The organism is uncultured Mucilaginibacter sp. (assembly GCF_903893715.1).
In the GTDB taxonomy this organism is placed as follows: Bacteria; Bacteroidota; Bacteroidia; order Sphingobacteriales; family Sphingobacteriaceae; genus Mucilaginibacter.
This window is the reverse complement of record NZ_CAITNG010000139.1, coordinates 21,247-45,042: the sequence shown is the minus strand read 5'-3', so window position 1 is coordinate 45,042 and position 23,796 is coordinate 21,247. Positions and strand designations below refer to the sequence as shown.

The 23,796-nt window shown below is 45.5% G+C and carries 22 protein-coding genes; 8 read left to right on the top strand and 14 right to left on the bottom strand.

Features of this window, described 5'->3' with window-relative positions; translation table 11 throughout:
• Nucleotides 1–4 precede the first annotated feature (4 nt).
• A complete protein-coding gene (locus QZX97_RS16285) occupies nucleotides 5–607 on the bottom strand; it encodes a hypothetical protein (RefSeq protein ID WP_295650899.1) in 603 nt (200 codons plus the stop codon).
• A 114-nt stretch (nucleotides 608–721) separates the two neighbouring features.
• Between QZX97_RS16285 and QZX97_RS16280 the strand changes: the two genes are divergently transcribed.
• Nucleotides 722–1,909: a class I SAM-dependent rRNA methyltransferase gene (locus QZX97_RS16280; protein WP_295650901.1), complete on the top strand. Its 1,188-nt coding sequence runs from the start codon at nucleotides 722–724 to the stop codon at nucleotides 1,907–1,909.
• An 11-nt stretch (nucleotides 1,910–1,920) separates the two neighbouring features.
• On the opposite strand, the gene ligD is transcribed toward QZX97_RS16280, so the two are convergent.
• Nucleotides 1,921–2,850 (bottom strand): non-homologous end-joining DNA ligase, encoded by a 930-nt coding sequence (gene ligD / locus QZX97_RS16275; RefSeq protein ID WP_295664805.1) that lies wholly within the window; start codon nucleotides 2,848–2,850, stop codon nucleotides 1,921–1,923.
• A 43-nt stretch (nucleotides 2,851–2,893) separates the two neighbouring features.
• Nucleotides 2,894–4,480: a glycoside hydrolase 43 family protein gene (locus QZX97_RS16270; RefSeq protein ID WP_295650906.1), complete on the bottom strand. Its 1,587-nt coding sequence runs from the start codon at nucleotides 4,478–4,480 to the stop codon at nucleotides 2,894–2,896.
• 267 nt (nucleotides 4,481–4,747) lie between these two features.
• Between QZX97_RS16270 and QZX97_RS16265 the strand changes: the two genes are divergently transcribed.
• A complete protein-coding gene (locus tag QZX97_RS16265) occupies nucleotides 4,748–6,439 on the top strand; it encodes an alpha-L-fucosidase (protein ID WP_295650909.1) in 1,692 nt (563 codons plus the stop codon).
• A gap of 48 nt (nucleotides 6,440–6,487) precedes the next feature.
• On the opposite strand, the gene QZX97_RS16260 is transcribed toward QZX97_RS16265, so the two are convergent.
• The 9 genes from QZX97_RS16260 to folE all read right to left on the bottom strand — a co-directional run bounded on the left by QZX97_RS16260 (nucleotide 6,488) and on the right by folE (nucleotide 12,789).
• On the bottom strand, nucleotides 6,488–7,390 hold the full coding sequence (locus tag QZX97_RS16260) for a TIGR01777 family oxidoreductase (protein ID WP_295650912.1): 903 nt from the start codon (nucleotides 7,388–7,390) through the stop codon (nucleotides 6,488–6,490).
• Nucleotides 7,391–7,496: 106 nt separating this feature from the next.
• Nucleotides 7,497–7,925: a CBS domain-containing protein gene (locus QZX97_RS16255; RefSeq protein ID WP_295650915.1), complete on the bottom strand. Its 429-nt coding sequence runs from the start codon at nucleotides 7,923–7,925 to the stop codon at nucleotides 7,497–7,499.
• Between the two features lie 122 nt (nucleotides 7,926–8,047).
• Nucleotides 8,048–8,428, bottom strand: coding sequence for a type II toxin-antitoxin system VapC family toxin (locus QZX97_RS16250; protein ID WP_295650917.1), 381 nt, complete (start codon nucleotides 8,426–8,428; stop codon nucleotides 8,048–8,050).
• A complete protein-coding gene (locus QZX97_RS16245) occupies nucleotides 8,422–8,643 on the bottom strand; it encodes a hypothetical protein (RefSeq protein ID WP_295650921.1) in 222 nt (73 codons plus the stop codon). The genes QZX97_RS16250 and QZX97_RS16245 overlap by 7 nt, the downstream gene beginning before the upstream one ends.
• A 33-nt stretch (nucleotides 8,644–8,676) precedes the next feature.
• Nucleotides 8,677–9,999 carry an AarF/ABC1/UbiB kinase family protein gene (locus tag QZX97_RS16240; protein WP_295650923.1) on the bottom strand — a complete coding sequence of 441 codons (1,323 nt, stop codon included), beginning with the start codon at nucleotides 9,997–9,999 and terminating at the stop codon, nucleotides 8,677–8,679.
• Between the two features lie 69 nt (nucleotides 10,000–10,068).
• On the bottom strand, nucleotides 10,069–10,722 hold the full coding sequence (locus tag QZX97_RS16235) for a TetR family transcriptional regulator C-terminal domain-containing protein (protein ID WP_295650926.1): 654 nt from the start codon (nucleotides 10,720–10,722) through the stop codon (nucleotides 10,069–10,071).
• 34 nt (nucleotides 10,723–10,756) lie between these two features.
• A complete protein-coding gene (locus tag QZX97_RS16230; protein ID WP_295650928.1) occupies nucleotides 10,757–11,392 on the bottom strand; it encodes a flavin reductase in 636 nt (211 codons plus the stop codon).
• Entirely contained in the window at nucleotides 11,389–12,105 is a 717-nt protein-coding gene (locus QZX97_RS16225; protein ID WP_295650931.1) for an SDR family oxidoreductase, read from the bottom strand. Before QZX97_RS16225 ends, QZX97_RS16230 begins: the two co-directional genes overlap by 4 nt.
• The gene (gene folE / locus QZX97_RS16220; RefSeq protein ID WP_295650933.1) at nucleotides 12,106–12,789 is read right to left on the bottom strand and encodes a GTP cyclohydrolase I FolE; all 684 of its coding nucleotides are present in this window, start codon (nucleotides 12,787–12,789) and stop codon (nucleotides 12,106–12,108) included. It lies immediately after the preceding gene.
• 219 nt (nucleotides 12,790–13,008) lie between these two features.
• Between folE and QZX97_RS16215 the strand changes: the two genes are divergently transcribed.
• From QZX97_RS16215 to QZX97_RS16195, 5 genes are all read left to right on the top strand, one after another.
• Nucleotides 13,009–14,466: a DASH family cryptochrome gene (locus QZX97_RS16215; protein ID WP_295650936.1), complete on the top strand. Its 1,458-nt coding sequence runs from the start codon at nucleotides 13,009–13,011 to the stop codon at nucleotides 14,464–14,466.
• 173 nt (nucleotides 14,467–14,639) lie between these two features.
• Nucleotides 14,640–16,175 carry a cryptochrome/photolyase family protein gene (locus QZX97_RS16210; RefSeq protein ID WP_295650939.1) on the top strand — a complete coding sequence of 512 codons (1,536 nt, stop codon included), beginning with the start codon at nucleotides 14,640–14,642 and terminating at the stop codon, nucleotides 16,173–16,175.
• Nucleotides 16,176–16,368: 193 nt separating this feature from the next.
• Nucleotides 16,369–19,185 (top strand): 2-oxoglutarate dehydrogenase E1 component, encoded by a 2,817-nt coding sequence (locus tag QZX97_RS16205; RefSeq protein WP_295650942.1) that lies wholly within the window; start codon nucleotides 16,369–16,371, stop codon nucleotides 19,183–19,185.
• A 22-nt stretch (nucleotides 19,186–19,207) separates the two neighbouring features.
• On the top strand, nucleotides 19,208–20,755 hold the full coding sequence (gene odhB, locus QZX97_RS16200; RefSeq protein WP_295650945.1) for a 2-oxoglutarate dehydrogenase complex dihydrolipoyllysine-residue succinyltransferase: 1,548 nt from the start codon (nucleotides 19,208–19,210) through the stop codon (nucleotides 20,753–20,755).
• A 126-nt stretch (nucleotides 20,756–20,881) separates the two neighbouring features.
• The gene (locus QZX97_RS16195) at nucleotides 20,882–21,028 is read left to right on the top strand and encodes a hypothetical protein (protein WP_295650947.1); all 147 of its coding nucleotides are present in this window, start codon (nucleotides 20,882–20,884) and stop codon (nucleotides 21,026–21,028) included.
• A gap of 70 nt (nucleotides 21,029–21,098) precedes the next feature.
• Here QZX97_RS16195 and QZX97_RS16190 read toward each other — a convergent pair whose 3' ends face one another.
• Both QZX97_RS16190 and QZX97_RS16185 read right to left on the bottom strand, forming a co-directional pair.
• Nucleotides 21,099–21,464 (bottom strand): hypothetical protein, encoded by a 366-nt coding sequence (locus tag QZX97_RS16190; protein WP_295650949.1) that lies wholly within the window; start codon nucleotides 21,462–21,464, stop codon nucleotides 21,099–21,101.
• A 10-nt stretch (nucleotides 21,465–21,474) separates the two neighbouring features.
• Nucleotides 21,475–21,933, bottom strand: coding sequence for a DinB family protein (locus QZX97_RS16185; RefSeq protein WP_295650952.1), 459 nt, complete (start codon nucleotides 21,931–21,933; stop codon nucleotides 21,475–21,477).
• A gap of 78 nt (nucleotides 21,934–22,011) precedes the next feature.
• Between QZX97_RS16185 and QZX97_RS16180 the strand changes: the two genes are divergently transcribed.
• The gene (locus tag QZX97_RS16180; protein ID WP_295650955.1) at nucleotides 22,012–23,733 is read left to right on the top strand and encodes a glycosyltransferase family 39 protein; all 1,722 of its coding nucleotides are present in this window, start codon (nucleotides 22,012–22,014) and stop codon (nucleotides 23,731–23,733) included.
• Nucleotides 23,734–23,796 lie beyond the last annotated feature (63 nt).

The following is a 23,796-nucleotide window of genomic DNA, read 5'->3' as shown; positions in this document are numbered from 1 at the left end:
GATGTTAGTTATTTTTATTCTTATAATAGTCTTCAAAGCACTGCATGCCGATGGCACCGCCTTCATATGCTAAAACGATGTTGTCTTTGTAAAAGATGTATTCACATCCGTTATTGTATTCCCTTTTTAAACTGTCATTCAAAGGCTTGCTGAAAATCTTATAATAGTACATACCCAAACCATTTTGCTGATACCCAACTGTAAAAGGTTCGCCTGTTGATACAGATGTACAATTTGCATCATCAAGTTTTGCCTTTAATGTTACAAGCTTTTCTTTTGTCCACCCAAGTTTGCGTAACAGGCTATCAGTTTTTGGTGAATCTATCTTCAAATTCGCATTAGATTCTCTATTTAAATAAAATGTATCGAGTTCATTATCGCTGGCAAACTCGATTTCCACAGTATCGTTTATGGGTGTTATTGAGGTCATATATCTTTTAACCTCGTTTATTTCACGCCAATGCCTATCATAATTCTGTATTAAGTCCTTTTTGGAATAATTACCAACGTTGCCTGTAAATATGTAGAATAGTACAAGCAGTGTTCCGAAAATGATAACCACCGCAGCGCCAACTGCTATTGCAAGAAATTTCCAAGCCTCTTTCATATTAAGTGTTTAAATATATGACTTTCCTATTTGAGTTTTTACCATGAACCATCAACTATGAACCATGAACCAAAAACAACCATGAACTATGAACCAAAAATATAACTTTGCGGCATGATCCACGTTATCCTCAAAAAAGGCAAAGAAAAAGCTGTACTGCACAAACATCCCTGGGTATTCTCGGGCGCTATCGACAGCGTTAAAGGCAAACCCGCTAACGGCGAGATCGTTAAACTCATCGATGCCAAAGGCGCCTTTATGGCTTACGGCTTTTACAACGCCCAATCGCGCGTGGCCTTGCGCCTGCTCGAATGGAACGAGGATGTAATTATCGACGAAACCTGGTGGCGGAAGAAAGTTGCAGTAGCGGTAGCAGCGCGCAGTGCTATCCTCGAAGCCGGCAAAACCGATACCTGCCGCCTTATTTTCTCCGAATCCGATTACCTTCCGGGATTGATCGTGGATAAATACGCCCACCATCTATCCCTACAGATCTTGACCTCGGGTATCGAGAATATCAAACCCGTCATCATCGACGAGCTGCAAAAGCTATTGAACCCCGCCAGCATATTCGACCGTTCCGACGCCTCATCGCGCGAGCACGAAGGCATGGCACCCTCATTCGGTATCCTTGCCGGTTCACAACCACCCGAATTAGTGGAAGTGGTGGAAAACGGCATCAAATACGGCATCAACATCGCCGAAGGCCAAAAATCGGGCTTCTACTGCGATCAGCGCGATAACCGCAGCATTGTGGCAAGCTATGCCAAAGGCAAACGGGTGCTCGATTGCTTCAGTTACACCGGCGGCTTTACGCTCAATGCCTTTAGCCAAAGCGCCAGATCGGTAACCAGTGTCGACAGTTCCGACCTCGCCATCGAGACCCTCAAAAGCAATCTTGCCCTCAATGGTTTCGCTGCGGCGGAACATCGCGCCATCCGGTCCGACGTGAACAAACAACTGCGCCAGTTCCGAGAGGACGAAGAGACCTTCGATATCATCATCCTCGACCCGCCAAAATATGCGCCCTCGCGCTCGGCATTAGACCGTGCCGCACGTGCCTATAAGGACCTGAACCGCCTCGCCATGCTCATCCTCGAACCCGGCGGATTGCTGGCCACCTATTCCTGCTCCGGCGCTATGGACATGACCACCTTCAAGCAAATATTGGCTTGGGCCGCCCTCGATGCCGGCAAAGAGGTACAGTTTATCCACCAGTTTTGCCAGCCTGCCGATCACCCCGTCCGCGCCTCTTTCCCCGAAGGTGAATACTTGAAAGGGCTGTTGTGTAGGGTACTATAGTTTGGGATAGTTTATTTTATCAGGGCCATCGCTTTTCGCAGATCAGCCTTTTTGCTAAATAGGTTTTTCCATGGGTCGGAATTGTTTTTTACCCGCCCGGGCATGGTAAAAATGGTATGGTCGGCCACCTTTAAGCTATCGTTCACCTCTTCCCATGCCAATGGCGCCGATACCGTAGCACCCGGCTTTGGCCTTACCGAGTATGGCGCCGCAACGGTTTGCCCCCGGCTGTTCTGTAAAAAGTCGAGGTACATTTTATTGGGCCTTTTGGCCGGGTTGCGCTCTATACTTGTTATTGCCGGCAATTCGCTGTGTATCAACGTGGCAATCTGCCCCATCAGCGTCCTCGTCAGCTCATATTGGTATTTTGCACCTAAATAGCAATAGATATGCAAGCCACGCGAGCCCGATGTTTTGATATATGCATCCAGCCCTAAACGGTCAAACACTTCTTTTGCCTTCAATGCCGTCTCAATGGTCTGGCTAAAGGGCACGTCGTTAGGGTCAAGGTCGAGCACCATAAAATCGGGTTGTTCCGGTTTTTTGTACGAGCTGAGCCATGGGTCTATCTCGATGCAACCCATGTTTATCATAAACAGCAGGGTGGCCGCATCGTTACAAACAAGGTAATGGATATCCTTGTCGTTACTTTCCGAATGTATCAGCGTTGTTTTTGCCCATGTGGGCAAGAGCTCCGGGTCAACATCTTTCTGAAAAAAGCCCTCATCCTTTGTACCGTTGGGTTGCCGCTTTAGCGAAAGTGGCTTATCTTTCAAATAAGGCAAAATATACCCGGCCATATCACGGTAGTATGCTATCAAAGCGCCTTTGCTTATACCTTCTTTCTCCCAATAAAGCTTGTTTAAGTGACTCAGTTTAACTGTTTTTTTGCCGAATGTCTCGGTCATCTCATCGGACAACGTGTCTCCTTGATATTTCATAACAACCTCCTCTATTCCTGATGTTGACTCCTGATTTAGGGGTCTATCTCCCGCCCGGCCCATCATAACTATAACGGAACCAGTCGAACAAAGCCACCCCACCGTCCTCTTTCACATTATAACTAAATAACCCTGGCCTCACGCCCTTCCAGTAATTCTTTTTACTCAAAACACACACATCGCCCAATTGTTCAAAGTCTTTTCCATTTAAGCTGTACTGCATCACGGTGTGTTCGTTATCCAGATCTGCCGAAAGCCGCAGATAAATAACACCCTGTTTCAATGCCGGCCCAAGTGTTACCTTCCCGTTATTATTGGCAAAAAGCATGTTCTTGCCATTCGTATCTATCACGCCGATCTCGTAAATATTCTGCCCCAACAAAGCCAAACCCGCACGCTGCCCGTCAGCTATTTGCATCAAATCGAGACTGGTGGTCATCACCCCTTTTTTGCCCATCAGTTTTTGGCTGATGGTATTCTTTGCCAGTTTATTATTGGGCGCTTTCATCGCCTGCAAACTCAAATAACCTTTGGGTTGTACCAGCGACCATTTCCCATCCACCGGGTTATGGTTCCACTGCCATTGCAGTCCCAATTTAGTGCCATTAAACTCATCCGATGTTTGCGGCGCACTTATAGGATATTGCCCGCCAACATTCGGTTTCTTATATACCGATACCGGTTCGCCTATACCATTACCGTCAATATCAACGCCCATCAGCGGCCAGTCCTCAACCCAATGCACAGGTTCCAAATGGCAAACCCTGCCTATCGCCCCGTCATCCTGGAAATGCATAAACCACGACTCGCCCGCATCCAGTTCCACCCAGCCGCCCTGGTGCGGGCCATTCACCTTGGTGCTGCCTTGTTCTAAAACCACTTTCCGTTCGTAAGGGCCGTAAATGCTTTTGCTGCGCAGCGCGGTCTCGTAACCTTTACCAACCCCTCCTTCCGGGATGATAATATAGTAATACCCGTTACGCTTGTAAATTTTTGTCCCTTCGGATGTTGGCCCGCGGTACACTACCGTGCCGGTGTCCAATAACTTCGTGCCATCGGCGCTCATTTTATGGATGATAATTGGCCCAGCGCCCGTATGACTATGCCCCAAATATGCCTGCCCGTCATCATCCCAAAAAGGGCAGGGGTCTTCCCATTTGGGTACGCGCTGTACCTCCGTCAATAGCGACCACTTCCCCGCCGGGTCGGTAGCTGTGCTCATATACAAACCCTCTTCGGGCGTGCAAAAGTAGATGTAGAATTTATGGTCGTGATACCTTAACGACGGTGCCCAACTGCCACGACTATATTTGGCCATGTTGCTATAACCGGGGTCAATATCCAACCGGTTATACACCTGCCCTATGATAGTCCAGTTCACCAAATCCTTCGAGTGCAATACCGGTATCCCCATAAAATGAAAATCGGAGCAAACCAAATAAAAATCGCTGCCCACACGTATCACATCCGGGTCCGAATAATCGGCATTCAGCACCGGGTTTTTATACGTGCCATCCCCCTGATCGCCCCAAGCACCCGGCTGCATTTTAGGGCTTTGCCCGCAGGCCACACCAACTAACAAAGTCAGAGCAGCCAAAAGAAGACATGGGTATTTATGGGTGTTTTTCATTTATGTTTTTGTCTTTGCTCCTTAACTCCTTGTTCTTTCATCAAAAAAAGACATGGGTATTTATGGGTGTTAAAAAAAAATCATTCAATATCTGGAGGCTTATTTAAATCGGTTTCAACGAAGATACAAGATAAGAAATTTAGGGCAGATGTGCAAATAGCGCAGGTACTTGGCGTTGATGCCGTATTATTACCAATAACCAGCCTAAAAAACTTGTATATTCCCGATTTTTGCCTATTTTTAAAAAACCAATCTAATGCCTTGACCATGAACAAATATTTCCTCATCATTACAGCCTGCCTGTTGCTGTTGTTCAAAACCACCTTCTCGCAAACGCCTGCCGAAACCGAAGACCAGCGTAAACTGCGGATGAAATGGTGGACGGAGGCACGTTTTGGCATGTTTATCCATTGGGGCATTTACTCGGTTCCGGCGGGTATATACAATGGTAAGGAGGTGCCCGGTATTGGCGAGTGGATTATGAACAAGGGTAAAATACCGATGGTGGAATACCAAAAATATGCCGCCCAATTTAACCCCGTTAAGTTTGATGCGGATAAGTTTGTGAGTTTGGCCAAACAGGCGGGTATGAAATATATCGTCATCACCAGCAAGCACCACGATGGTTTTGCGATGTTCAAGTCAAACGCCAGCGATTTTAACATTGTTGATGCCACGCCCTATAAAAAGGATGTAATAAAAGAAATGGCAAGGGCCTGCAATAAATACGATATAAAATTTGGCCTGTACTACTCGCAGGCGCAAGACTGGAACCACCCCGGCGGCGCGGCCAACGGCGGCTATTGGGACCCTGCCCAAAATGGCGATATGGACCAATATATCGATAAGGTGGCCGTGCCCCAAATGAAAGAGATACTCACAAAATACGGCCCTATTTCTGTACTGTGGTTTGATACCCCTACCGGTATGACGCCTGAACGTGCCGCCAAAATACACGACGTGCTAAAACTGCAGCCTAATATCATCACCAATAACCGCCTGGGTGGTGGCTTTAGCGGCGATTTGGAAACACCGGAGCAATACATCCCGGCAACGGGTTACCCCGGCCGCAACTGGGAGACCTGCATGACCATGAACGACACCTGGGGCTATAAGCAAAACGACAAAAACTTTAAAAGCACCAAAACGCTCATCCAAAACCTCATCGATATCGCATCAAAAGGTGGTAATTACCTGCTCAACGTTGGCCCCACCGCCGAAGGTTTGATACCCGACGAAGAGGTTACCCGTTTGCAACAAATAGGTAAGTGGATGGCTGTTAATGGCAACGCCATTTACGGCACATACGCCAGCCCTTTTAGTTATTTAAACTGGGGGCGCGCCACGTACGATGGTAAGACACTTTACCTGCACGTGTTTAAATGGCCGGCCAACGGCATATTGAACGTACCCTTGCAAAACGTGGTAAACAAAGCCTACCTGCTGGCCAACAAAACACCCGTAAAAGTAAAACCAACGGCCGATGGCATACGGTTAAGCCTGCCCGCCACCGCGCCCGACAGTATAGCCAGCGTAATAGCCCTCGAAATAACCGGCTACCCGGTAACCAGGCCGGTACCGTCGGAAAATAAGGCCGTAAAAGCATCCTCCGAGGCGGGTGCCGATAACAGCGCCGCCAAAGCTATCGATGGCAACCCCGTTACCAAATGGGTCGCCGCCAAAACAGATACCACGGCAACTTTGGAGGTCGACCTCGGCGCACGCTTTAACATCGATGCCATAGCTGTACAAGAGGGGGCCGGCAAAGAACAAACCATAAAAGAATACCGCCTGGAGTACAAAGACGGCGACCAATGGAAAACAGTTTACGAAGGCAAAAAAATAGGCCGCGGCATTTTAAAGGAATTTGCCCCGGTAAACGCCCAAGTGTTCCGGCTCAATATCACCAAAGCCTCGCCCGGTATACAGATACAGGAGTTGAGCTTGTTTGACCAGTGATGCTGTATTTGGATTTGTCAACTTTTTAAAAGTTGACAAATATTGACGTTAAACGTATATCTCTTTCAGGGCTAAGTCGACCGTTGGATAAGTAAACTTGAACCCCGCGGCTTCAATTTTAGCTGATGATGTTTTGGTACTCCCTAAAACTACCAGGCTCATTTCGCCCAAAAACAGCTTGAGCGCAAAAGCCGGTACATGGGGTGCCCACAATGGTTTATGCAGTTGTTTTGCAATGGCTTGTGTTAGCTGCTTGTTGGTAACCGGATGAGGCGCCACCATATTATAAACGCCGCTCAGGTTTTGGTTTTCGATGCCCAACATGTACATGTCGACTACATCGCGCCAGTGTATCCAGGGTACCCAGGCCTTGCCATTGCCCATGGGCGAACCCATATATAATTTAACAGGCATAGCCAACAAAGGTAAAGCCCCGCCGCCTGTGGTGAGTACTACTCCGGTTCGGAACTTGAGTACGCGCAGGCCCAGTTCGGCGCCTTGGTCAACGGCTTTTTCCCACAATATGCAGCATTCGGCTAAAAAATCGTTGGCGGGTGGGCTGGTTTCAGTCATCAAGTCATCGCCCCGGTCGCTGTAATATCCCGTGCCCGAAGCGGAAACAACGCTTTTAACCCTATGCGGCGTGGTTTGAAGTAGTTTATAAACCAAAGCGATGGATTTGGTACGGCTGTCTATCAGTTGCCGTTTACGCTCTGTGGTCCAGCGTTTGTCGGCAATACCTTCGCCGGCGAGGTGCACAATGGTATCCACGCCGATAATGCATTCCGGGTCAATGGTGCCTTTGTCTATGTCCCACAAAAAGGTTTTGATGGCGGGGTTTTTACCCGGCCTGCGGCTTAAATGACTAACGGTATGGCCCTTAATAACAAGCGCGTCGGTTAAGTATTTGCCAAGCAAGCCTGTGCCGCCGGTTATTAAAATGCTTTGCATTTTGTTCATTAGTTCACTCGTTCATTAGTTTATTGGTGATTCAAAAGATTAAAAGCGATATTATTCAAAAAAACAGTACCAATGAACTAATGACCAATGAACTGATCTAACTGGCTATATAGCTCTCCAACTGCTGTATGGTGCGTTTTTGGTCTTCGATGATGAACTTTACCACATCGCCAATGGATACCATGCCGGTAACGCGGTTATTGTCGATAACAGGTAAGTGGCGTATCTTAAAATTGCTCATCATCTCCATACAATGGTCTATCGACTCGTTCAGCGCTATGGTATACAGGTTAGCGGTCATGATATCGCCAATGGGAGTATCTTTTGATGAGCGGCCCATCAAAACCAGTTTACGGGCATAGTCGCGCTCAGTAAAAATACCCCTAAGCACTTCATTTTCCATGATGAGCAATGAGCTGATGTTTTTTTCCATCATCAAATGCAGGGCATCGTAAACCGATGTTTCGGGGGTAACAGAGTACACATGGTGACCCTTGTTTTCGAGGATATGCCGTATCTTTTTCATGAAAGTGCGTGTTTAAAAGAGGTTTAAAATAAAGTTAGCAAATCTTTTTTTAAATACAAATGATAAAAGCACTAATCAGGGAATTTTTAATGATAACAAGGGAAATGGCTGTAAGTTTTAAATTATGTAGCCACCGTAATAGATAATCCTTCGATGCGCGAAAAGTGCTTCTTATTTAATGTTACGATAGGAAGCGAGTTTGTGATGCAAATTGCTGCGATAAAAATGTCTCTAAATTCAATCAGTTGATTTCCTTTTTTGAGGTCCCGAAATATTTCCGCTGCCTTTATTGCAGTTTGTTTATCAAACGGAAGTACATCTATATCCGACAAAACAAGCTTGATATCTTCTGAATGCACAATTGTGCCGGCACCAACAAGTAGCTCATATATCGTTACCGATGTTGTAAACTTGGGGGTATGGTCCCGTATCGAATAAAGCTTGGTTTTCGATTTATCTTTAGCCCGCAGGTGTTCTATAAAAACGCTCGTGTCAATTACCATTCTTCTATTGTCCAGTTGTTGAACAATTTGGCATTCTCCTCAAAAACTTTAATGTCATCTTCCGACCAAGTAGAAACTGTCAAGAGCTTTTCCTGATAAGATTTCATATCAACCTTCCTTTTATTTTTCTTGCTCAATAAAAAGTCAATAAAGTCATCTACTTCCTTTTGGGCAAAGGGGTCAAGCTTTTGATATTTTAATTGAACTTCCCACATACCATACAAATATAAATAAAACCTTTATCGCAATCAATACGCTAACAACACATGCGGCTTATAGGTGTCTGTTTTTACGCGGGCCTTTAGCTCGTGCAATATATTGTACAGGCCAAAGTTGGTGCGGTTTACATATATAAAGTGTTTTACGCCACGCGCCTGCTTAAACTCCGGCATGCGGGCAATTTTTTCGCCGTAGTTGTAAAGGCCGTCAAAAAACTCGTTTTCGCCAAAGTCAAAATGGCTATCCATATAGGGGCGGGCAAACAAGCTTATCATTTCTTTATAAATGGCATAGTAAAATTCCACCTGCTGCGGGCTGTCATTAGGCAGTATCATCTCCAGTTGCCTGAAGGCCTTTAACGTTTCTTCCTTATCACCCAACAAATCCGTTGATGTCGATGAGAAAAATGGATAATAAAAGCTATCAGGCATTTCTTTAATACAGCCAAAGTCGATCACTCCCAACTTGCCGTCGGGTGTTATCATAAAGTTACCGGGATGCGGATCGGCATGTACGGCGCGCAATTCATGCTGCTGGTAGTTGTAAAAATCCCAAAGTGCCTGCCCAATCCGATCGCGCAGTTGTTGCGATGGGTTAGTGGCTAAAAACTCCTTCAGGTGCATGCCCTCTATCCAGCTCATGGTAATTACCCTTTTGGCCGATAGTTCCGGAAAATACTCCGGGAACACAATATTATCCAAATTGGCGCAAGCTTCCGAGAACTCGATGGAGCGACGCACTTCCAACTCGTAGTCCGTTTCTTCCAGCAGGCGCTCTTCTACCTCTTTCATGTAAACATCCAGCTCCTTTTCGCTCATGCCCAATAATCGGAACGCAAAAGGTTTCACCAGTTTCAAGTCCGATGATATGGAGTCGCCCACGCCGGGATATTGGATTTTTACCGCCAGCTTTTTGCCGTTAAGTTCGGCGCGGTGCACCTGGCCTATGGATGCCGCGTTGGTGGATCGCAGTTCAAACTTATCGTAGATCTGCTCGGGCGTTTTACCAAAGGCCTTGCGAAAGGTCTGAACAATCAACGGTCCCGATAAAGGCGGCGCATTGTATTGGGATAACGAAAATTTGTCGACATACGCTTTTGGCAGCAGGTTTTTGTCCATGCTCAGCATTTGTGCTACCTTGAGCGCGCTGCCTTTCAGTTCGCTTAAACTGGCGTAAATGTCCGTCGCATTGTCCTGGTTCAACTCGTCATTGTTCATATCCGGGTTAAACAATTTTTTGGAATAATGCTTAATATAATTTCCCCCAATTTTAAAGCCGGTGCCCACAAACTTGGCCGAACGCTGTACTTTACTGGTTGGAATACTATTTTGCTCTTTTTGCTGTTCGCTCATTTTTTAGTCAGTGGTCAATTGTCCACAGTATTTAGTAAGTTTTGTGCTATCTATCGTCCATCAACTATATTAAAATCCCATCTTCTCTTTAATGCCACCGTTCTTAGCTAAGAACTTGCCGTACTCCAGCAGGTTGTCGATAGGTGAGCGTTGAAAAAGGTCGAACGTAACATTTATTCCTTTTTCAATAGCTTCATCGGTTTTTTCAAAGCCGGCCGAGGCATCGTTTATCCAAAAGTTGAGCACAAATACAAATTGTACCCATAAGGCATCTTTGTAACGGTCGGCAAAAAACTTGCGGTCGGTCAGTTCACCGCTTTCAATACCTTCCTGCAAAATGCCGATACTCATGTCCTCGAACTCGGCTTTCAAACCTTCAAATGCCATGGGCGTGGTAAAGCCTTTATGTATTTTCTTCATGCTCCAGGCAGCAAAACTGCGGTGGCTTTTCAGCAGCTCAAAAAAGCTATAGAAAAAAGACAAGGCCTTTTCGCGCGCCGAGTATTGCGCCCAAACTTCCTGCCCTTTTATCTCGGCAATGGTTTTTGTGGCCAGACCCGTCCATATACTCTGTTCCACGGCCTCAAACGAACCGAATACTTTATAAAAATCTTCTTCGCTCATTTTTTGCTTTTTAGCAAAAACGTAAACAGACTTTGGTTGCTCGCCTTCGGTCAATACATAATCGATGTAGGCTTTCTGTATCGCTTCTTTTGTTGCCATGGTTTTATGGTTTTAATTTGATTACACTATAAAGTTAAACGCTCAATGCTTCAGGATGTTTCCCGGGTTTGGCATAATTTAAACGGCCCAGGCGTTGGGTAGTATGGTAACTATCTAAACCCGCAACAGTTACCGACCCTGCTTTTTCCAAATCAACATAACCGTCCGCCGCGATAACATTTTCATCTAAAATTATGTATATTATTTCGCCGATAACGATACTGGTATTGTTAATTGACACATCGATGATATCGCGTAGCACTAAACCTATCTTAATGGTCGATTCTTTTACAAAAGGAGCCTTCAACCCAGCTATATAGCTCTTTGTAAAGCCACATTCCCCAAATTCCGATTCACCGCTCGGGAAACGGGCGCTGGTTTGGTGGGCTTTGGCGTACCATGCGGGCAACACATTATTTAAGGTGTATTGGCCGGTCGCGATGATGTTTTTTAAAGTATCATGCTCAGCACCGTCGGGGCGCACAACCATGCCCAGCAATGGCGGGTTAGCACCAACATGAAATATCGAGTTAAACAAAGCCAGATTAGTAATACCGTCAGTACTGATGGTACCTACCATTTGCAGACTCTTAAAACCCGAAACACTGTTTACCAGCGTGGTTCGGTAGCGCTGCTCCATACTTGATATCTGGTTGCCGGTTATGGTCATACAGTTTTCAGCTTACCTAAACCGCCGTCAATACCTATAACTTGGCCGGTCATCCAACTACTTTGCTCCGATAATAAAAAGCTTGCCGCTGCCGCTATATCATCCGCCATCCCAAATTTGCCCAGCGGGTGCCTTTTGGCCGAAGCTTCCCTTTTTTCGGGCGTGTTTAACAATGCGGCCGCCAAGGGCGTGTCGGTTAAACTTGGTGCGATCACGTTTACACGGATACGGCTTGGCGCCAGTTCGGCCGCAAGCGATAACGCCAGGCCTTCAACCCCGCTTTTTGCCGCTGCTATACTGGCATGAAAACCCATGCCCGCTTTAGCAGCTACCGTACTGAACAATACAATGCCGGCTTCAGGTGCGTTTTTTAGGCTTTTCAAAGCTTGCTGTATTACCTCAGCCGCACCTACAACGTTCAAACGGTAATCGTTCAAAAAATCATCTTTAGTTAACCGGTGAAAAGGCTTTAAATTGATACTGCCGACGCTGTAAACCAATCCGTGCAGTTCTTCGGGCAGTTGTTCGCTCAATGCGCTCACATCGCACAAAACATCCAGTTCAATATGCGTTACGCCATCTGGCCATTCCGCCGAAGCATGCCGCGATGCATTGTACACCTTGGCGCCTTTGCCGCAAAGCTGTTTTACCAATGCCAAACCAATACCAGTACTACCCCCTACAACTAAAATGTTCTTTCCTGTAAATCCCATTTATCCGATGTGTTTTAAAAACTCCGATTTGGTATCTGCTTCTAAAAACTTACCGCAATATTCGGCGGTAACCGTTGTGCTGTCTGCATCCTTCACCCCGCGCGACGATACACACATGTGGTGCGCGTCTATCACCACGGCTACGTCTTCCGTTTGCAGTATTTCTTTCATTTCGTTAGCTATTTGTATGGTCAGCCTTTCCTGCACCTGCGGCCTTTGCGAATAGTATTGTACAATTCGGTTCAGTTTCGAAAGGCCTATCACCTTACCCGAACTGATATACGCAACATGTGCCTTGCCGGTAATAGGCACAAAATGGTGCTCGCAGTTACTGCTTACCGCGATGTTCTTTTCCACCAGCATTTGTTTGTATTGGTACTTGTTTTCAAAAAGCGTAGGCTTAGGCTTGTTTTTTGGGTTAAGCCCCCCGAAGATTTCTTTCACATACATTTTGGCCACCCTTTTTGGCGTGCCTTTCAGGCTGTCGTCGCTCAGGTCGAGGCCCAGTATGTTCATAATTTCTCTAAAATGCTTTTCAATGAGTTCAATTTTTAAATTGTCATCAAGCTTAAAAGCATCCGCCCGGAGTGGGGTTTCAAAGTTGGATCCGATGTGGTCATCACCCATTAGGTGGATAATATCGTCGTCGGTGTTAATTGTCAGTTTTAGGTTTTGTTCAGCCATGTAATAAGCACATTGTCAAAATTGTGGCGCAATGATAGCAGGTTTAAAATTGTCTTGTGTCAGCGCAAAATTGTAATTCTGTCAGCCATTTGTTAAAAAACAGCGCCGATGACAAATTTTGCCTTAAAATGTTGAGATGGTGTCAAATATTGTGATTTACGCTGTTGGAAAATAAAAAATTCTCAATTTTACGGCATCAACTGTACCTTTAGGTAAGATATGAGCGAAAAGACGATACTGGTTTGGTTTAGGAACGACTTGCGCATTCACGATAACGAGCTTTTAACGGAGGCCATACGCAAGGCCGATAAAGTGCTGCCCGTGTTTTGTTTCGACCCTTTTTATTTTAAAACTACCCAGTACGGCACACTTAAAACCGGAAATTTCCGTGCCCGTTTCCTCATTGAATCAGTCAGCAATTTACGCGATAATTTACGTTGCCTTGGCGGAGAATTAATTGTGCGCACAGGCGACCCGGAACAGATTATTCCGCAATTGGCCGAACAATACCAGGTGGCTGAAGTGTATCATCATCGCGAAGTTGCTTTTGAGGAAACCAGTATTTCGGCCAGGGTTGAAGCTGCCCTTTGGAAGATAAAACTTAACCTCAAACATTTCATCGGTCATACTTTTTATCATAAAGAAGACCTGCCTTTTCCTATAAAGGATATCCCTGACGTATTTACTGTCTTTCGCAAAAAAGTAGAGCGCGACAGCACCATCCGCCCTTGTTTCGAAACGCCTGCATCCATTCCTGTTCCGGCCATAGGCGATGCCGGCGAAATGCCTACACTGGAGCAATTGGGCCTAACCGAGCCCATTGATGATACCCGCTCCGTAATGCATTTTATAGGGGGCGAAAGCCAGGCCCTGCTGCGTATGCAACATTACTTTTGGGAAAGCGACCGGCTTAAAACATATAAAATTACCCGCAATGAGTTGCTTGGCGCCGATTATTCGTCCAAGTTTTCGCCTTGGTTATCGGTAGGGTGCTTGTCAACGCGCCAGGTATACTGGGAGGTAAAACGCTACGAGCAGGAGCGGGGCGCCAACGACTCTACCTACTGGCTCATCTTCGAATTGCTTTGGCGCGATTATTTCCGCTTCATGTTTAAAAAATATGGCAATCAATTTTTTAAACCTGGCGGTTTTAAAGGGCATGCCCCCGACGTTGCCCCCAACCAGGATGAACTGTTCGAAAAATGGAAGAATGGCCTCACCGGCGTACCTTTTATAGATGCTAACATGCGCGAGCTAAACGCTACCGGTTTTATGAGCAACCGCGGCCGCCAAAATGTGGCCAGCTTTTTGGTGCACGATCTGAAAGTGAACTGGACGCGCGGCGCAGCTTATTTCGAAGAAAAACTGCTTGATTACTCGCCCGCCAGTAACTGGGGCAACTGGGCCTATGTGGCCGGCGTAGGTAACGATCCGCGCGAAAACCGCTACTTCAACGTGATAAAACAAGCTACCCTATACGACCCTAAGGGCGACTATATAAAAACCTGGCTACCGCAACTGCAAAACATTCCGGCAAAGCAGGTACAAACGCCATTCTTTTTAAATGATGCCGAATTAAGCATGTACCATGTAACGCTTGGTGTAGACTATCCTGCCCTCATCATCCCGCCGCAATGGAAAAATCCCCTCGATAAAAATGTAACAATATTTGGCTAAAGGCGTTTAATATAAAAAACCACCATGAACCCGTTCGAAGAATTTACCGTCATTATAGGGCTGCTCGCTATCGCCTTCGAAGGTGGCTCGATATTACTTGCTTACCTGCGCAAAACTTTCCATTTATAATTATCGCCCTGTTATAAATTTTACCTTATCGCTATTCAGCTTGTATGGCAAAAAAGCTACGTTTAATTTTAGGTGATCAGTTAAATCCGGATCATTCATGGTATACGTGTAAAGATCCTGATACCCTTTATGTGCTCATGGAGGTAATGCAGGAACAGAACTATGTTAAACACCATATTCAAAAGATACTTTCTTTTTTTGCCGCCATGCGCAATTTTGCTTTTGTATTAAAAAAGCAGGGGCACCGGGTATTGTACATTGAACTTGATGATACGGACAACCTGCAAAGCTTTGATGAAAATTTACAGCGAATTATCGCGCAACATGGCATAAATGTATTGGAATATCAGCAACCTGATGAATACAGGTTGGATGAACAGCTTAAAACGTTGGGAGGTGCCATCGGTATTCCTGTTAAAGTGTATGATACCGAACACTTTATGACCCACCGTTTTGAAGTGCGCGATTATTTTATCGTTAAGCAGCAATACTTGATGGAAAGCTTTTACAGGTATATGCGCAGAAAATGGAACATTTTAATTGCAGGCGATAAACCCCTCGGCGACAAATGGAATTTTGACCATGAAAACCGTAAAAAATACGACGGTAAGGCGAAGCTACACGGCGCGTGTACCTTCAATCACGATGTGACCCCGATACTGCAAATGGTCGACAAAATGCAGGTAAAGTATTTTGGCGAGGTCGACGCCGAACATTTACCTTGGCCGCTTTCACAAAATGAAGCACTTACATTGATAGACTATTTTTGCGAAAATCTACTGCCGCATTTTGGTACCTATGAAGATGCCATGCTTAAAAACCATGCTACGCTGTTCCACTCTCGGCTATCGTTTTGTTTAAACGTAAAATTGGTATCGCCGCTACAGGTAATACATAAAGTTATCGGGTATTGGAACAAACACCCCGACGGGATAAGTATCGCTCAAGTAGAAGGCTTTGTCCGGCAAATAGTTGGCTGGCGCGAGTTTATGCGCGGTGTATATTGGGCAAAAATGCCGGGCTTCGCAAAGTTGAATTATTTTGAAAACCGTGCAACTTTACCGCACTGGTTTTGGACGGCGGAAACCAAAATGAATTGTTTGAAACATTGTATTGGGCAATCGTTACAATCAGCTCACGCGCATCACATTCAACGGTTAATGGTAATAGGTAATTTTTGCCTACTTGCCGGTATCGACCCCGATCAGGTTGATGAGTGGTATCTGGGTGTTTATATTGACGCGATAGAATGGGTACAGATAACCAATACCCGCGGAATGAGCCAATATGCCGATGGTGGCATTATAGCATCAAAGCCTTACGCAGCTTCATCAGCCTATATTAACAAAATGAGCGACTATTGTAAGGGCTGCCACTATGATCGCGACAAGCGTTATGGCGACGGTGCCTGTCCCTACAATAGCCTTTACTGGAATTTCTATCATCGTAATTCGGATAAATTACGAGGCAACCATCGCGTGATGATGGGTTACAAAACCTTGGATAAGATGCCCCCCAATGAGTTACGCTTATTAAATGAACAAGCCAACCTATATTTGGCATCTTTAGACGAGTTATGACCGATCGGTTATTTTAATAATTATACCAACCGGTATAATTATTATGCCGTTATTTGCCCTAACTAATTAAAAATCGTCAAATTCAACCGTTTAAATCTTTTTTATAGGAGTTTTCGTAAAACTTATTTCCAATTAAATAGGTTTTGTATGGCTTTTATATTTTAATTTTGCAACGTTTACAAGATATTCTATAATGGATCGTCTCAATTATATCAACCCTGCCAACGCAGACTATATTAATTCACTTTACGAAGCCTATAAACAAGACCCCGAATCGATAGATTTCGGCTGGCAAAAGTTTTTCGAAGGCTTTGATTTTGGCCAGGGCGCTCCTGCAGCCGTAGCTCAATCTGGTGATGTCCCGTCGGAAGCAGCCGAAGCGCATTTTTTAAAGGAAATTAAAGTTTTAAACATGATATATGGCTACCGCGCGCGGGGCCATTTATTCACTAAAACCAATCCGGTACGCACACGCCGTCAGTACTTTCCGGGCAAGGAGTTAGAAACTTTTGGCTTTACCGAGGCAGATCTCGACACTGTTTTCAGTTCGGGTGTTGAAGTTGGTTTAGGCGCCGCAAAACTGCGCGACATACATGACTTGTTAGAACAAACCTATTGCCAGTCGGTAGGTGCCGAATACAAATACATCCGCAACCCGATCAAAATGAAATGGTTCGAAGACAGGATGGAAAAAGTGCGCAATACCCCTAACTTTAATGTCGACGAGAAAAAGCAGATTCTGAATAAACTAAACGAGGCCGTTGTTTTCGAGAACTTTTTAGGAACCAAGTTTTTGGGTCAAAAGCGTTTCTCGTTGGAAGGTGCCGAAGCCATGATACCGGCCCTCGATTCGGTTATCGAAAAAGGTGCCGACTTGGGCATAGAAGAATTCGTGATTGGCATGGCTCACCGCGGTAGGTTGAACGTACTGTGTAACATCATGAAAAAGCCTTACAAAGAGATATTCTCCGAGTTCCAGGGTAAAGGGCATGATGAAGAAACATCCTTCGGCGGCGACGTAAAATACCATCTCGGTTATTCAAACGATATTGTTACCCATAACAGCAAAAAAGTTCACCTTAGCCTTTGCCCCAACCCATCGCACCTCGAAACTGTTAACCCCGTAGTAGAAGGTTTGGTGCGGTCGAAAATTGATTTCAAATACAACGGTGATTATAAAAAGATCGCACCGATATTGATACATGGCGACGCTGCCGTTGCCGGGCAAGGCATTGTGTACGAAGTGTTGCAAATGTCGAAACTGGACGGCTACCGCACAGGTGGTACAATACATTTGGTCATCAACAACCAAATCGGTTTCACTACAAATTATAAAGATGCCCGCTCAAGCACCTATTGTACCGATGTGGCAAAAACAGTGCTTTCACCTGTATTGCACGTTAACGGCGATGATGCCGAAGCCGTTGCCTATGTAATTAATATGGCGATGGAATACCGTCAAACTTTCCACGAGGATGTGTTTATAGATATTTTATGCTACCGCCGTTATGGCCATAACGAGGCGGACGAACCAAAGTTTACCCAGCCCTTGTTATATAAAGCTATCGAGGCGCATCCCAACCCGCGCGATATTTATAACCAGAAATTGCTGGAACAAGGCAGCATTGCGGCAACCTATGCCGCCCAACTCGAAAAAACATTTCGCGACCAGTTGCAAAAAATGCTCGACGAATCGAAAGCTGAAGAAGGCGCAAGCGGGTCGGTAGAAATGTTCCAGGGTGCCTGGCAAGGCTTGCATATCGCTAACGAAAAAGAATTTACGCTGTCGCCTGATACCGCTATTACCGAAAAGGAATTGCTTGAAATAGGCAAAGCCATCAGCACCTTGCCTAAAGACAAGGATTTCTTTAAAAAGATAGAAAAACTGTTCGAAGAGCGCAAAAACATGGTCAACAAAACCCATGTGTTCGATTGGGCAATGGGTGAGTTGATGGCTTATGGCTCCTTGTTAAAAGAGGGGCACCGCGTGCGCTTAAGCGGTGAAGATGTAAAACGTGGTACTTTTTCGCACCGCCACGCCGTTTTAACCCTCGAAGATTCGGAAGAAGAGTACACTCCGCTGAATACCATGGGTACCGAAACCAAATTGGATATTTATAACTCGTTATTGTCCGAATATGGTGTTTTAGGATTCGAATATGGCTATGCTTTGGCCGATCCGCAATGCCTTACCATCTGGGAAGCACAGTTTGGCGACTTTTTTAACGGCGCCCAAATCATCGTCGACCAATATATTGCCAGTGCCGAAACCAAATGGCAGCGCGGTAACGGCCTGGTAATGTTGCTGCCCCATGGCTACGAAGGTCAGGGTCCTGAGCATTCATCAGCACGTATTGAGCGTTTTATGGAGCTTTGCGCTGATAACAATATCCAGGTGGCAAACTGTACCACACCGGCAAACTTTTTCCACATATTGCGCCGCCAGTTGCACCGGGAGTTCCGCAAACCGTTGATCATCTTTACTCCGAAGAGCCTGTTGCGCAACCCGCAATGCGTATCGCCGATAGAAGACTTTACCAAAGGCAAGTTTAAGGACCTGATTGATGATAGCTACGCAGATGAAAAAGCCGTAAAACGGATATTGTTCTGCACCGGCAAAGTTTACTACGACCTGTTGAACAAGCAACAAGCCGATAAACGCAAGGATGTAGCCATCGTCCGCATCGAGCAATTATACCCTACACCTTTTAGGCAGATGTTGAAACTGAAAGCCAAATATGCCAACGCAACCGAATTTTTCTGGGTACAGGAAGAGCCCGAAAACATGGGTGCCTGGCCGTATATGTGCCGTAAGTTCCGCAAAAGCGAGCTGAGGTTAGACGTGATTTCCCGCAAGGAAAGCGCAAGTACCGCTACCGGCTACGCCAAACAACATACTGCGCAACAGATGTACATTGTTGGTAAAGCTTTCGAATCGGCTGTGAGCGAAAAAGGAAAAGCGGGCATTAAAAAAACTGTCGAGAAAATGGCCGAAACCAGTGCCGATTAATTAGTCTATACGATATAAAATTATGAGTTTAGAGATCAAAGTTCCGCCCGTGGGCGAATCCATTACCGAAGTTACTTTATCAAAATGGTTAAAAAAAGATGGCGATGTGGTTGCCATGGACGAAGTAATTGCTGAATTAGAATCGGACAAGGCCACATTTGAACTGACCGCCGAAAAAGCCGGAACTTTAAAAACGATTGCTAAAGAAGGCGATACCATACCAGTAGGTGCCGTGGTTTGCTCAATAGAAGAAGGAACTACCGCGCAGGCAGCAAAATCTGCTCCCGTAGCTGCCGAAAAAGCACCAGCTGCTGCACCGGTTGAAGAGAAAGCTACGCCCGCACCCGTTGCCGCACCTGCGAAATCTATACAGGTAAAAGTACCATCGGTAGGAGAGTCGATCACCGAAGTAACATTGTCAAAATGGCTGAAAAAAGATGGCGATGCTGTTGCCATGGACGAAGCCATTGCGGAACTCGAGTCGGACAAGGCAACGTTCGAACTGACCGCCGAGCAAGCCGGAACTTTAAAAACCATCGCCAAAGAAGGCGATACCTTAGCTATTGGTGCTGTAGTTTGCAGCATTGAAGTTGGTGCCGGTGCACAAGTTGCAGTTGCAGCACCGCAGCCCGTGGCACAATCAGTCGCCGCTGAATCAAAAACCAATTACGCGTCTGGCACACCATCGCCTGCCGCCGGTAAAATATTGGCCGAAAAAGGCATCGACCCTGCCGCTGTCGCCGGAAACGGCGTAAACGGTCGCATCACTAAAGAAGATGCTTTGAACGCTTCTGCAAGTCCAAAGTCTGAAGTCGTTAGTCCTAAGCAGGCAGCTCCGACTCAAGACTCAGGACTCAAGACTCAAGGCTCGAGAGGAGAGCGCCGCGAAAAAATGTCGTCGTTGCGTAAAACCGTTGCCAAACGTTTGGTAGCCGTTAAAAACGAAACCGCCATGCTCACCACCTTTAACGAGGTGGATATGGCGCCGATAATGGAATTGCGTGCCAAATACAAAGATAAATTTAAAGAAAAACATGGTGTAGGCTTAGGCTTTATGTCGTTCTTCACCAAGGCCGTTTGCGAGGCATTGAAAGAATGGCCTGCCGTTGGCGCGCGCATAGAAGGCGAAGAAATAGTGTACAGCGATTTTGCTGATATCTCCATCGCTGTATCGGCACCAAAGGGTTTGGTGGTTCCCGTTATCCGCAACGCGGGTGCCATGAGCCTGGCCGAAATAGAGAAAGCTGTTGTAGTTTTAGCAGGCAAAGCCCGCGAAAGCAAATTAACTATCGAAGAAATGACCGGCGGTACCTTTACCATTACCAATGGTGGTGTTTTCGGTTCCATGATGTCGACACCCATCATCAATTCCCCGCAGTCGGCTATTTTGGGTATGCACAATATTATTGAGCGCCCGGTTGCTGTAAACGGACAAGTGGTTATCCGCCCCATGATGTACCTTGCCATGTCGTACGACCACCGCATCATCGATGGCCGTGAGTCGGTAAGCTTCCTGGTACGTGTAAAACAATTGTTGGAAGACCCTGCAAGGTTGTTGTTGGGCGTATAAGCTCCTTAACCCCCGAAGGGGGAACTAAAAAGAAAATATAAAACCCGGTTTAGCCGGGTTTTTTTGTGTCCCAAAAGATTTGACAACTTTCAAAAAGTTGTCAAATCTAATACGGTATCTTTGTATATGACCAATAAGAAAATCAGCAAGAAGAAATTATCCAAGATAATTCAAAAGCGTAAACCTATCGACCTGGATAAGTATGCCGGTAAAATTGATTTCGGAATTGATGGTTTGGAATATCAATTAAAAGCCCGGGGCGAGTGGCAGTAATTTAGCTTTAGACACTTCATTGTTATTGCGCATATAAATATTAAAAACCTGTTAGTCCGGTTTTTTGGGGTTATTTATCTTTATTCCATTCTTCGATTTTAAAACCTGTTGTAACAGAATCTTTATTCATTTGTATAACAAGTGTCTTGGTATGAACTGGGTCAATATCGCTACCGAAGTCAGTTATGATTTCATAGCTTACAATATTTGTCGTATCCCCAAAATTAGCCGGCTCACCAAGAGAATCAACAAGTTGTTTATACGTTAATCCTTTTAGCCTGTGGTTCTTTACCAAATCATCTATCATAAATTCCCGGTTAGGATAATCCCAATCCAGTTTTTCATCCCATAATTTTCTATCAAATTTTATTTTTGGCGGATACTGCCCGCAAGACACAAGTAAAAGAAAACATAAAATTATGGCAAATTGCTTCATAATAGGAGCGTTATCCCACAAACCGTCTCAAAGCCCCTATCGCCCCGATATGCATCCCTTCGTGGAAAGCGATGAAAGCAACCGCATCTTCAATGCTTTTTACCTCAAAGCCAAAACGCGTGGTCCAAGTTGGGTAGCCGGCAAATTTATCGGTTTTCAAATCGGCCTCCAGTAGGGTTAAAGTGGACGAAAACAAGCTGAATATCTCTTCCACTTCCGCCGCATCAAAAAACCTTTCCGGTTTTGTGCCGGGTTTAAAGGTGTCAAAAAACTCATCGCTAATGGCTATGGGTTGGTTCACGCGTTTATAACAAATGCCTTGCTGAGTGGTAACCATGTGGCCAATGTTCCAAACGATGTTGTTATTGAAACCCGGTGGCACGGTGTTTAGTTGTTCGATGGTCAACTGTTTTAGCATCTCTGCTATTTTAAGGCGTGGTTGTAATATCAATTCAATGGCTTGGATCATGATGTCAGGTTTTTACTGTTCAATATTACGTAAAACGAGGCAATAGAATAGTATGATTATTTCCATAAATTTGTCATAATGCCCGAAGCCATTCCATCACAACAAGCATCGTCCAACAAACCCATCTGGTATTTCCTTTTGTTTTGGACGCTGTTGAACACCCTCCAAGCCTACACGCTCGAACTGCATGGCGATGAGGCTTATTATTGGGTGTATTCCCGTTTTTTGGATTGGGGTTATTTCGACCACCCACCCATGGTGGCTGTGTTCATCCGCATCGGCGACAGTATCATGCACAACGAATTGGGCCTGCGCCTGCTCACCGTTATTACCAGTTCGGCATCCATCTATCTGCTGTGGCTTATCTTGAAAAAATACAACGCCGGTGCGAAATGGTTTATGCTGGTGATATCGGGGTTGTTCATTTTCCATATTTATGGTTTCACCACCACGCCCGATTCACCTTTGCTGTTTTTTACCGTGCTGTTCTACTATTTTTATCAACGATATATTAATGAGGATAAATGGAGTTTGGCTTTTATTTTAGCCATCGTCTCGGCCGGTTTGCTGTATAGTAAATATCATGGTATCATACTTATAGGTTTAACCATACTATCCAATATCAAACTGCTTAAGCGTGCGAGTTTCTGGCTCATCGCTGTCGGAGCGATGGCGCTGTTTTTACCGCACATTCTATGGCAAATAAACCATGGTTTCCCATCTGTTAAATATCACCTGTTCGACCGCTCAGCCAGTGTGTACCATTTGGATTTTACCACGCTTTACCCTTTAGGGCAGTTGGCCATGGCGGGGCCGCTTATCGGCTGGTTTTTGTTTTATTCGGCGGCCAAAACCAAAGTGAGCGATGCTTTTGTGCGATGCCTGATGGTCAATTTTGTGGGTACCTTTTTGTTCTTTTTGTTAAGTACTTTTAAAGGCGAAGTGCAACCCCACTGGACGCTCATTGCTTTTGTGCCTTTGTTGATGCTGGCCATCATCAGGTTTAGCCAGCACGGTAACCTGCCGAAATGGTTTTATGGTTTGGCTGTCGCTAACATCGCGCTCATCCTGTTCATCCGCTCGGCGTTGTTGTTCCAGTATCCTTTTGTGATGAACATCGGGCAGTTTAAAAGCTATTTCGGCTTCCGCGACTGGACAAAGCGAGTACATGAAAAAGCCGGCGATAGTTACGTCATCATCCGCGACGGTTTCCAGGACCCGTCCAAATACAACTACTATACCAACTCCACCAAATGCATGAGTTACGACTCGCGTTATTACCGCAAAACGCAGTACGACATTTGGTCGATAGAAGACAGCCTGCAGCACAAGCGTGTTTACTTTTTACAGGACGGACCGGAGAAAGGCGTAACCACGGATTCGGTGGTTGATGAGTACGATCGCAAGTATTATAGCGGCTGGGTGGATGATGTGCGGACTTATCAGCAGGTGGACATCGATATGGTTCCTGAAAAACTGAAAGCGTCGCCGGGGCAGCTTATCCGGTTTAATTTAACTATCCATGACCCGTACAAGCATGCCATCAGTTTTGGCGACAGCAGCAATTTACACAAGGCTTTTTTGGAGGCTTGCTTTTTTCAGGATGGCGACATCAAATATAGTTGCAAGGCAGACAGCGTGTTCAATGCGATTAATATAGACGCAGGCGCGACGGCAAAATATACCTTCGCTGTAAAGGCGCCGGTAAAAAAGGGGAAATACGATCTGTTCTTCTCCATCCGCACCGATCCTTTCCCGGGTTCGAAGAATAGTGCAGAGATCAGTTTTGAGGTACAATAAAATAAAAAAATAGCGGCAGGTCTCGCACCCACCGCTACTTGTTTATTATTATTACTGAGCCTT

What these genes read in the sequence shown, in the direction of transcription:
- QZX97_RS16280 (WP_295650901.1), top strand. Translation starts at nt 722, where the DNA reads ATGATCCACGTTATCCTCAAAAAAGGCAAAGAAAAAGCTGTACTGCAC.
- QZX97_RS16240 (WP_295650923.1), bottom strand. Translation starts at nt 9,999, where the DNA reads ATGAGCGAACAGCAAAAAGAGCAAAATAGTATTCCAACCAGTAAAGTA.
- QZX97_RS16260 (WP_295650912.1), bottom strand. Translation starts at nt 7,390, where the DNA reads ATGCAAAGCATTTTAATAACCGGCGGCACAGGCTTGCTTGGCAAATAC.
- QZX97_RS16235 (WP_295650926.1), bottom strand. Translation starts at nt 10,722, where the DNA reads ATGGCAACAAAAGAAGCGATACAGAAAGCCTACATCGATTATGTATTG.
- QZX97_RS16270 (WP_295650906.1), bottom strand. Translation starts at nt 4,480, where the DNA reads ATGAAAAACACCCATAAATACCCATGTCTTCTTTTGGCTGCTCTGACT.
- folE (WP_295650933.1), bottom strand. Translation starts at nt 12,789, where the DNA reads ATGGCTGAACAAAACCTAAAACTGACAATTAACACCGACGACGATATT.
- QZX97_RS16255 (WP_295650915.1), bottom strand. Translation starts at nt 7,925, where the DNA reads ATGAAAAAGATACGGCATATCCTCGAAAACAAGGGTCACCATGTGTAC.
- QZX97_RS16265 (WP_295650909.1), top strand. Translation starts at nt 4,748, where the DNA reads ATGAACAAATATTTCCTCATCATTACAGCCTGCCTGTTGCTGTTGTTC.
- QZX97_RS16205 (WP_295650942.1), top strand. Translation starts at nt 16,369, where the DNA reads ATGGATCGTCTCAATTATATCAACCCTGCCAACGCAGACTATATTAAT.
- QZX97_RS16245 (WP_295650921.1), bottom strand. Translation starts at nt 8,643, where the DNA reads ATGTGGGAAGTTCAATTAAAATATCAAAAGCTTGACCCCTTTGCCCAA.
- QZX97_RS16225 (WP_295650931.1), bottom strand. Translation starts at nt 12,105, where the DNA reads ATGGGATTTACAGGAAAGAACATTTTAGTTGTAGGGGGTAGTACTGGT.
- ligD (WP_295664805.1), bottom strand. Translation starts at nt 2,850, where the DNA reads ATGAAATATCAAGGAGACACGTTGTCCGATGAGATGACCGAGACATTC.
- QZX97_RS16230 (WP_295650928.1), bottom strand. Translation starts at nt 11,392, where the DNA reads ATGACCATAACCGGCAACCAGATATCAAGTATGGAGCAGCGCTACCGA.
- odhB (WP_295650945.1), top strand. Translation starts at nt 19,208, where the DNA reads ATGAGTTTAGAGATCAAAGTTCCGCCCGTGGGCGAATCCATTACCGAA.
- QZX97_RS16285 (WP_295650899.1), bottom strand. Translation starts at nt 607, where the DNA reads ATGAAAGAGGCTTGGAAATTTCTTGCAATAGCAGTTGGCGCTGCGGTG.
- QZX97_RS16215 (WP_295650936.1), top strand. Translation starts at nt 13,009, where the DNA reads ATGAGCGAAAAGACGATACTGGTTTGGTTTAGGAACGACTTGCGCATT.
- QZX97_RS16195 (WP_295650947.1), top strand. Translation starts at nt 20,882, where the DNA reads ATGACCAATAAGAAAATCAGCAAGAAGAAATTATCCAAGATAATTCAA.
- QZX97_RS16180 (WP_295650955.1), top strand. Translation starts at nt 22,012, where the DNA reads ATGCCCGAAGCCATTCCATCACAACAAGCATCGTCCAACAAACCCATC.
- QZX97_RS16210 (WP_295650939.1), top strand. Translation starts at nt 14,640, where the DNA reads ATGGCAAAAAAGCTACGTTTAATTTTAGGTGATCAGTTAAATCCGGAT.
- QZX97_RS16250 (WP_295650917.1), bottom strand. Translation starts at nt 8,428, where the DNA reads ATGGTAATTGACACGAGCGTTTTTATAGAACACCTGCGGGCTAAAGAT.
- QZX97_RS16190 (WP_295650949.1), bottom strand. Translation starts at nt 21,464, where the DNA reads ATGAAGCAATTTGCCATAATTTTATGTTTTCTTTTACTTGTGTCTTGC.
- QZX97_RS16185 (WP_295650952.1), bottom strand. Translation starts at nt 21,933, where the DNA reads ATGATCCAAGCCATTGAATTGATATTACAACCACGCCTTAAAATAGCA.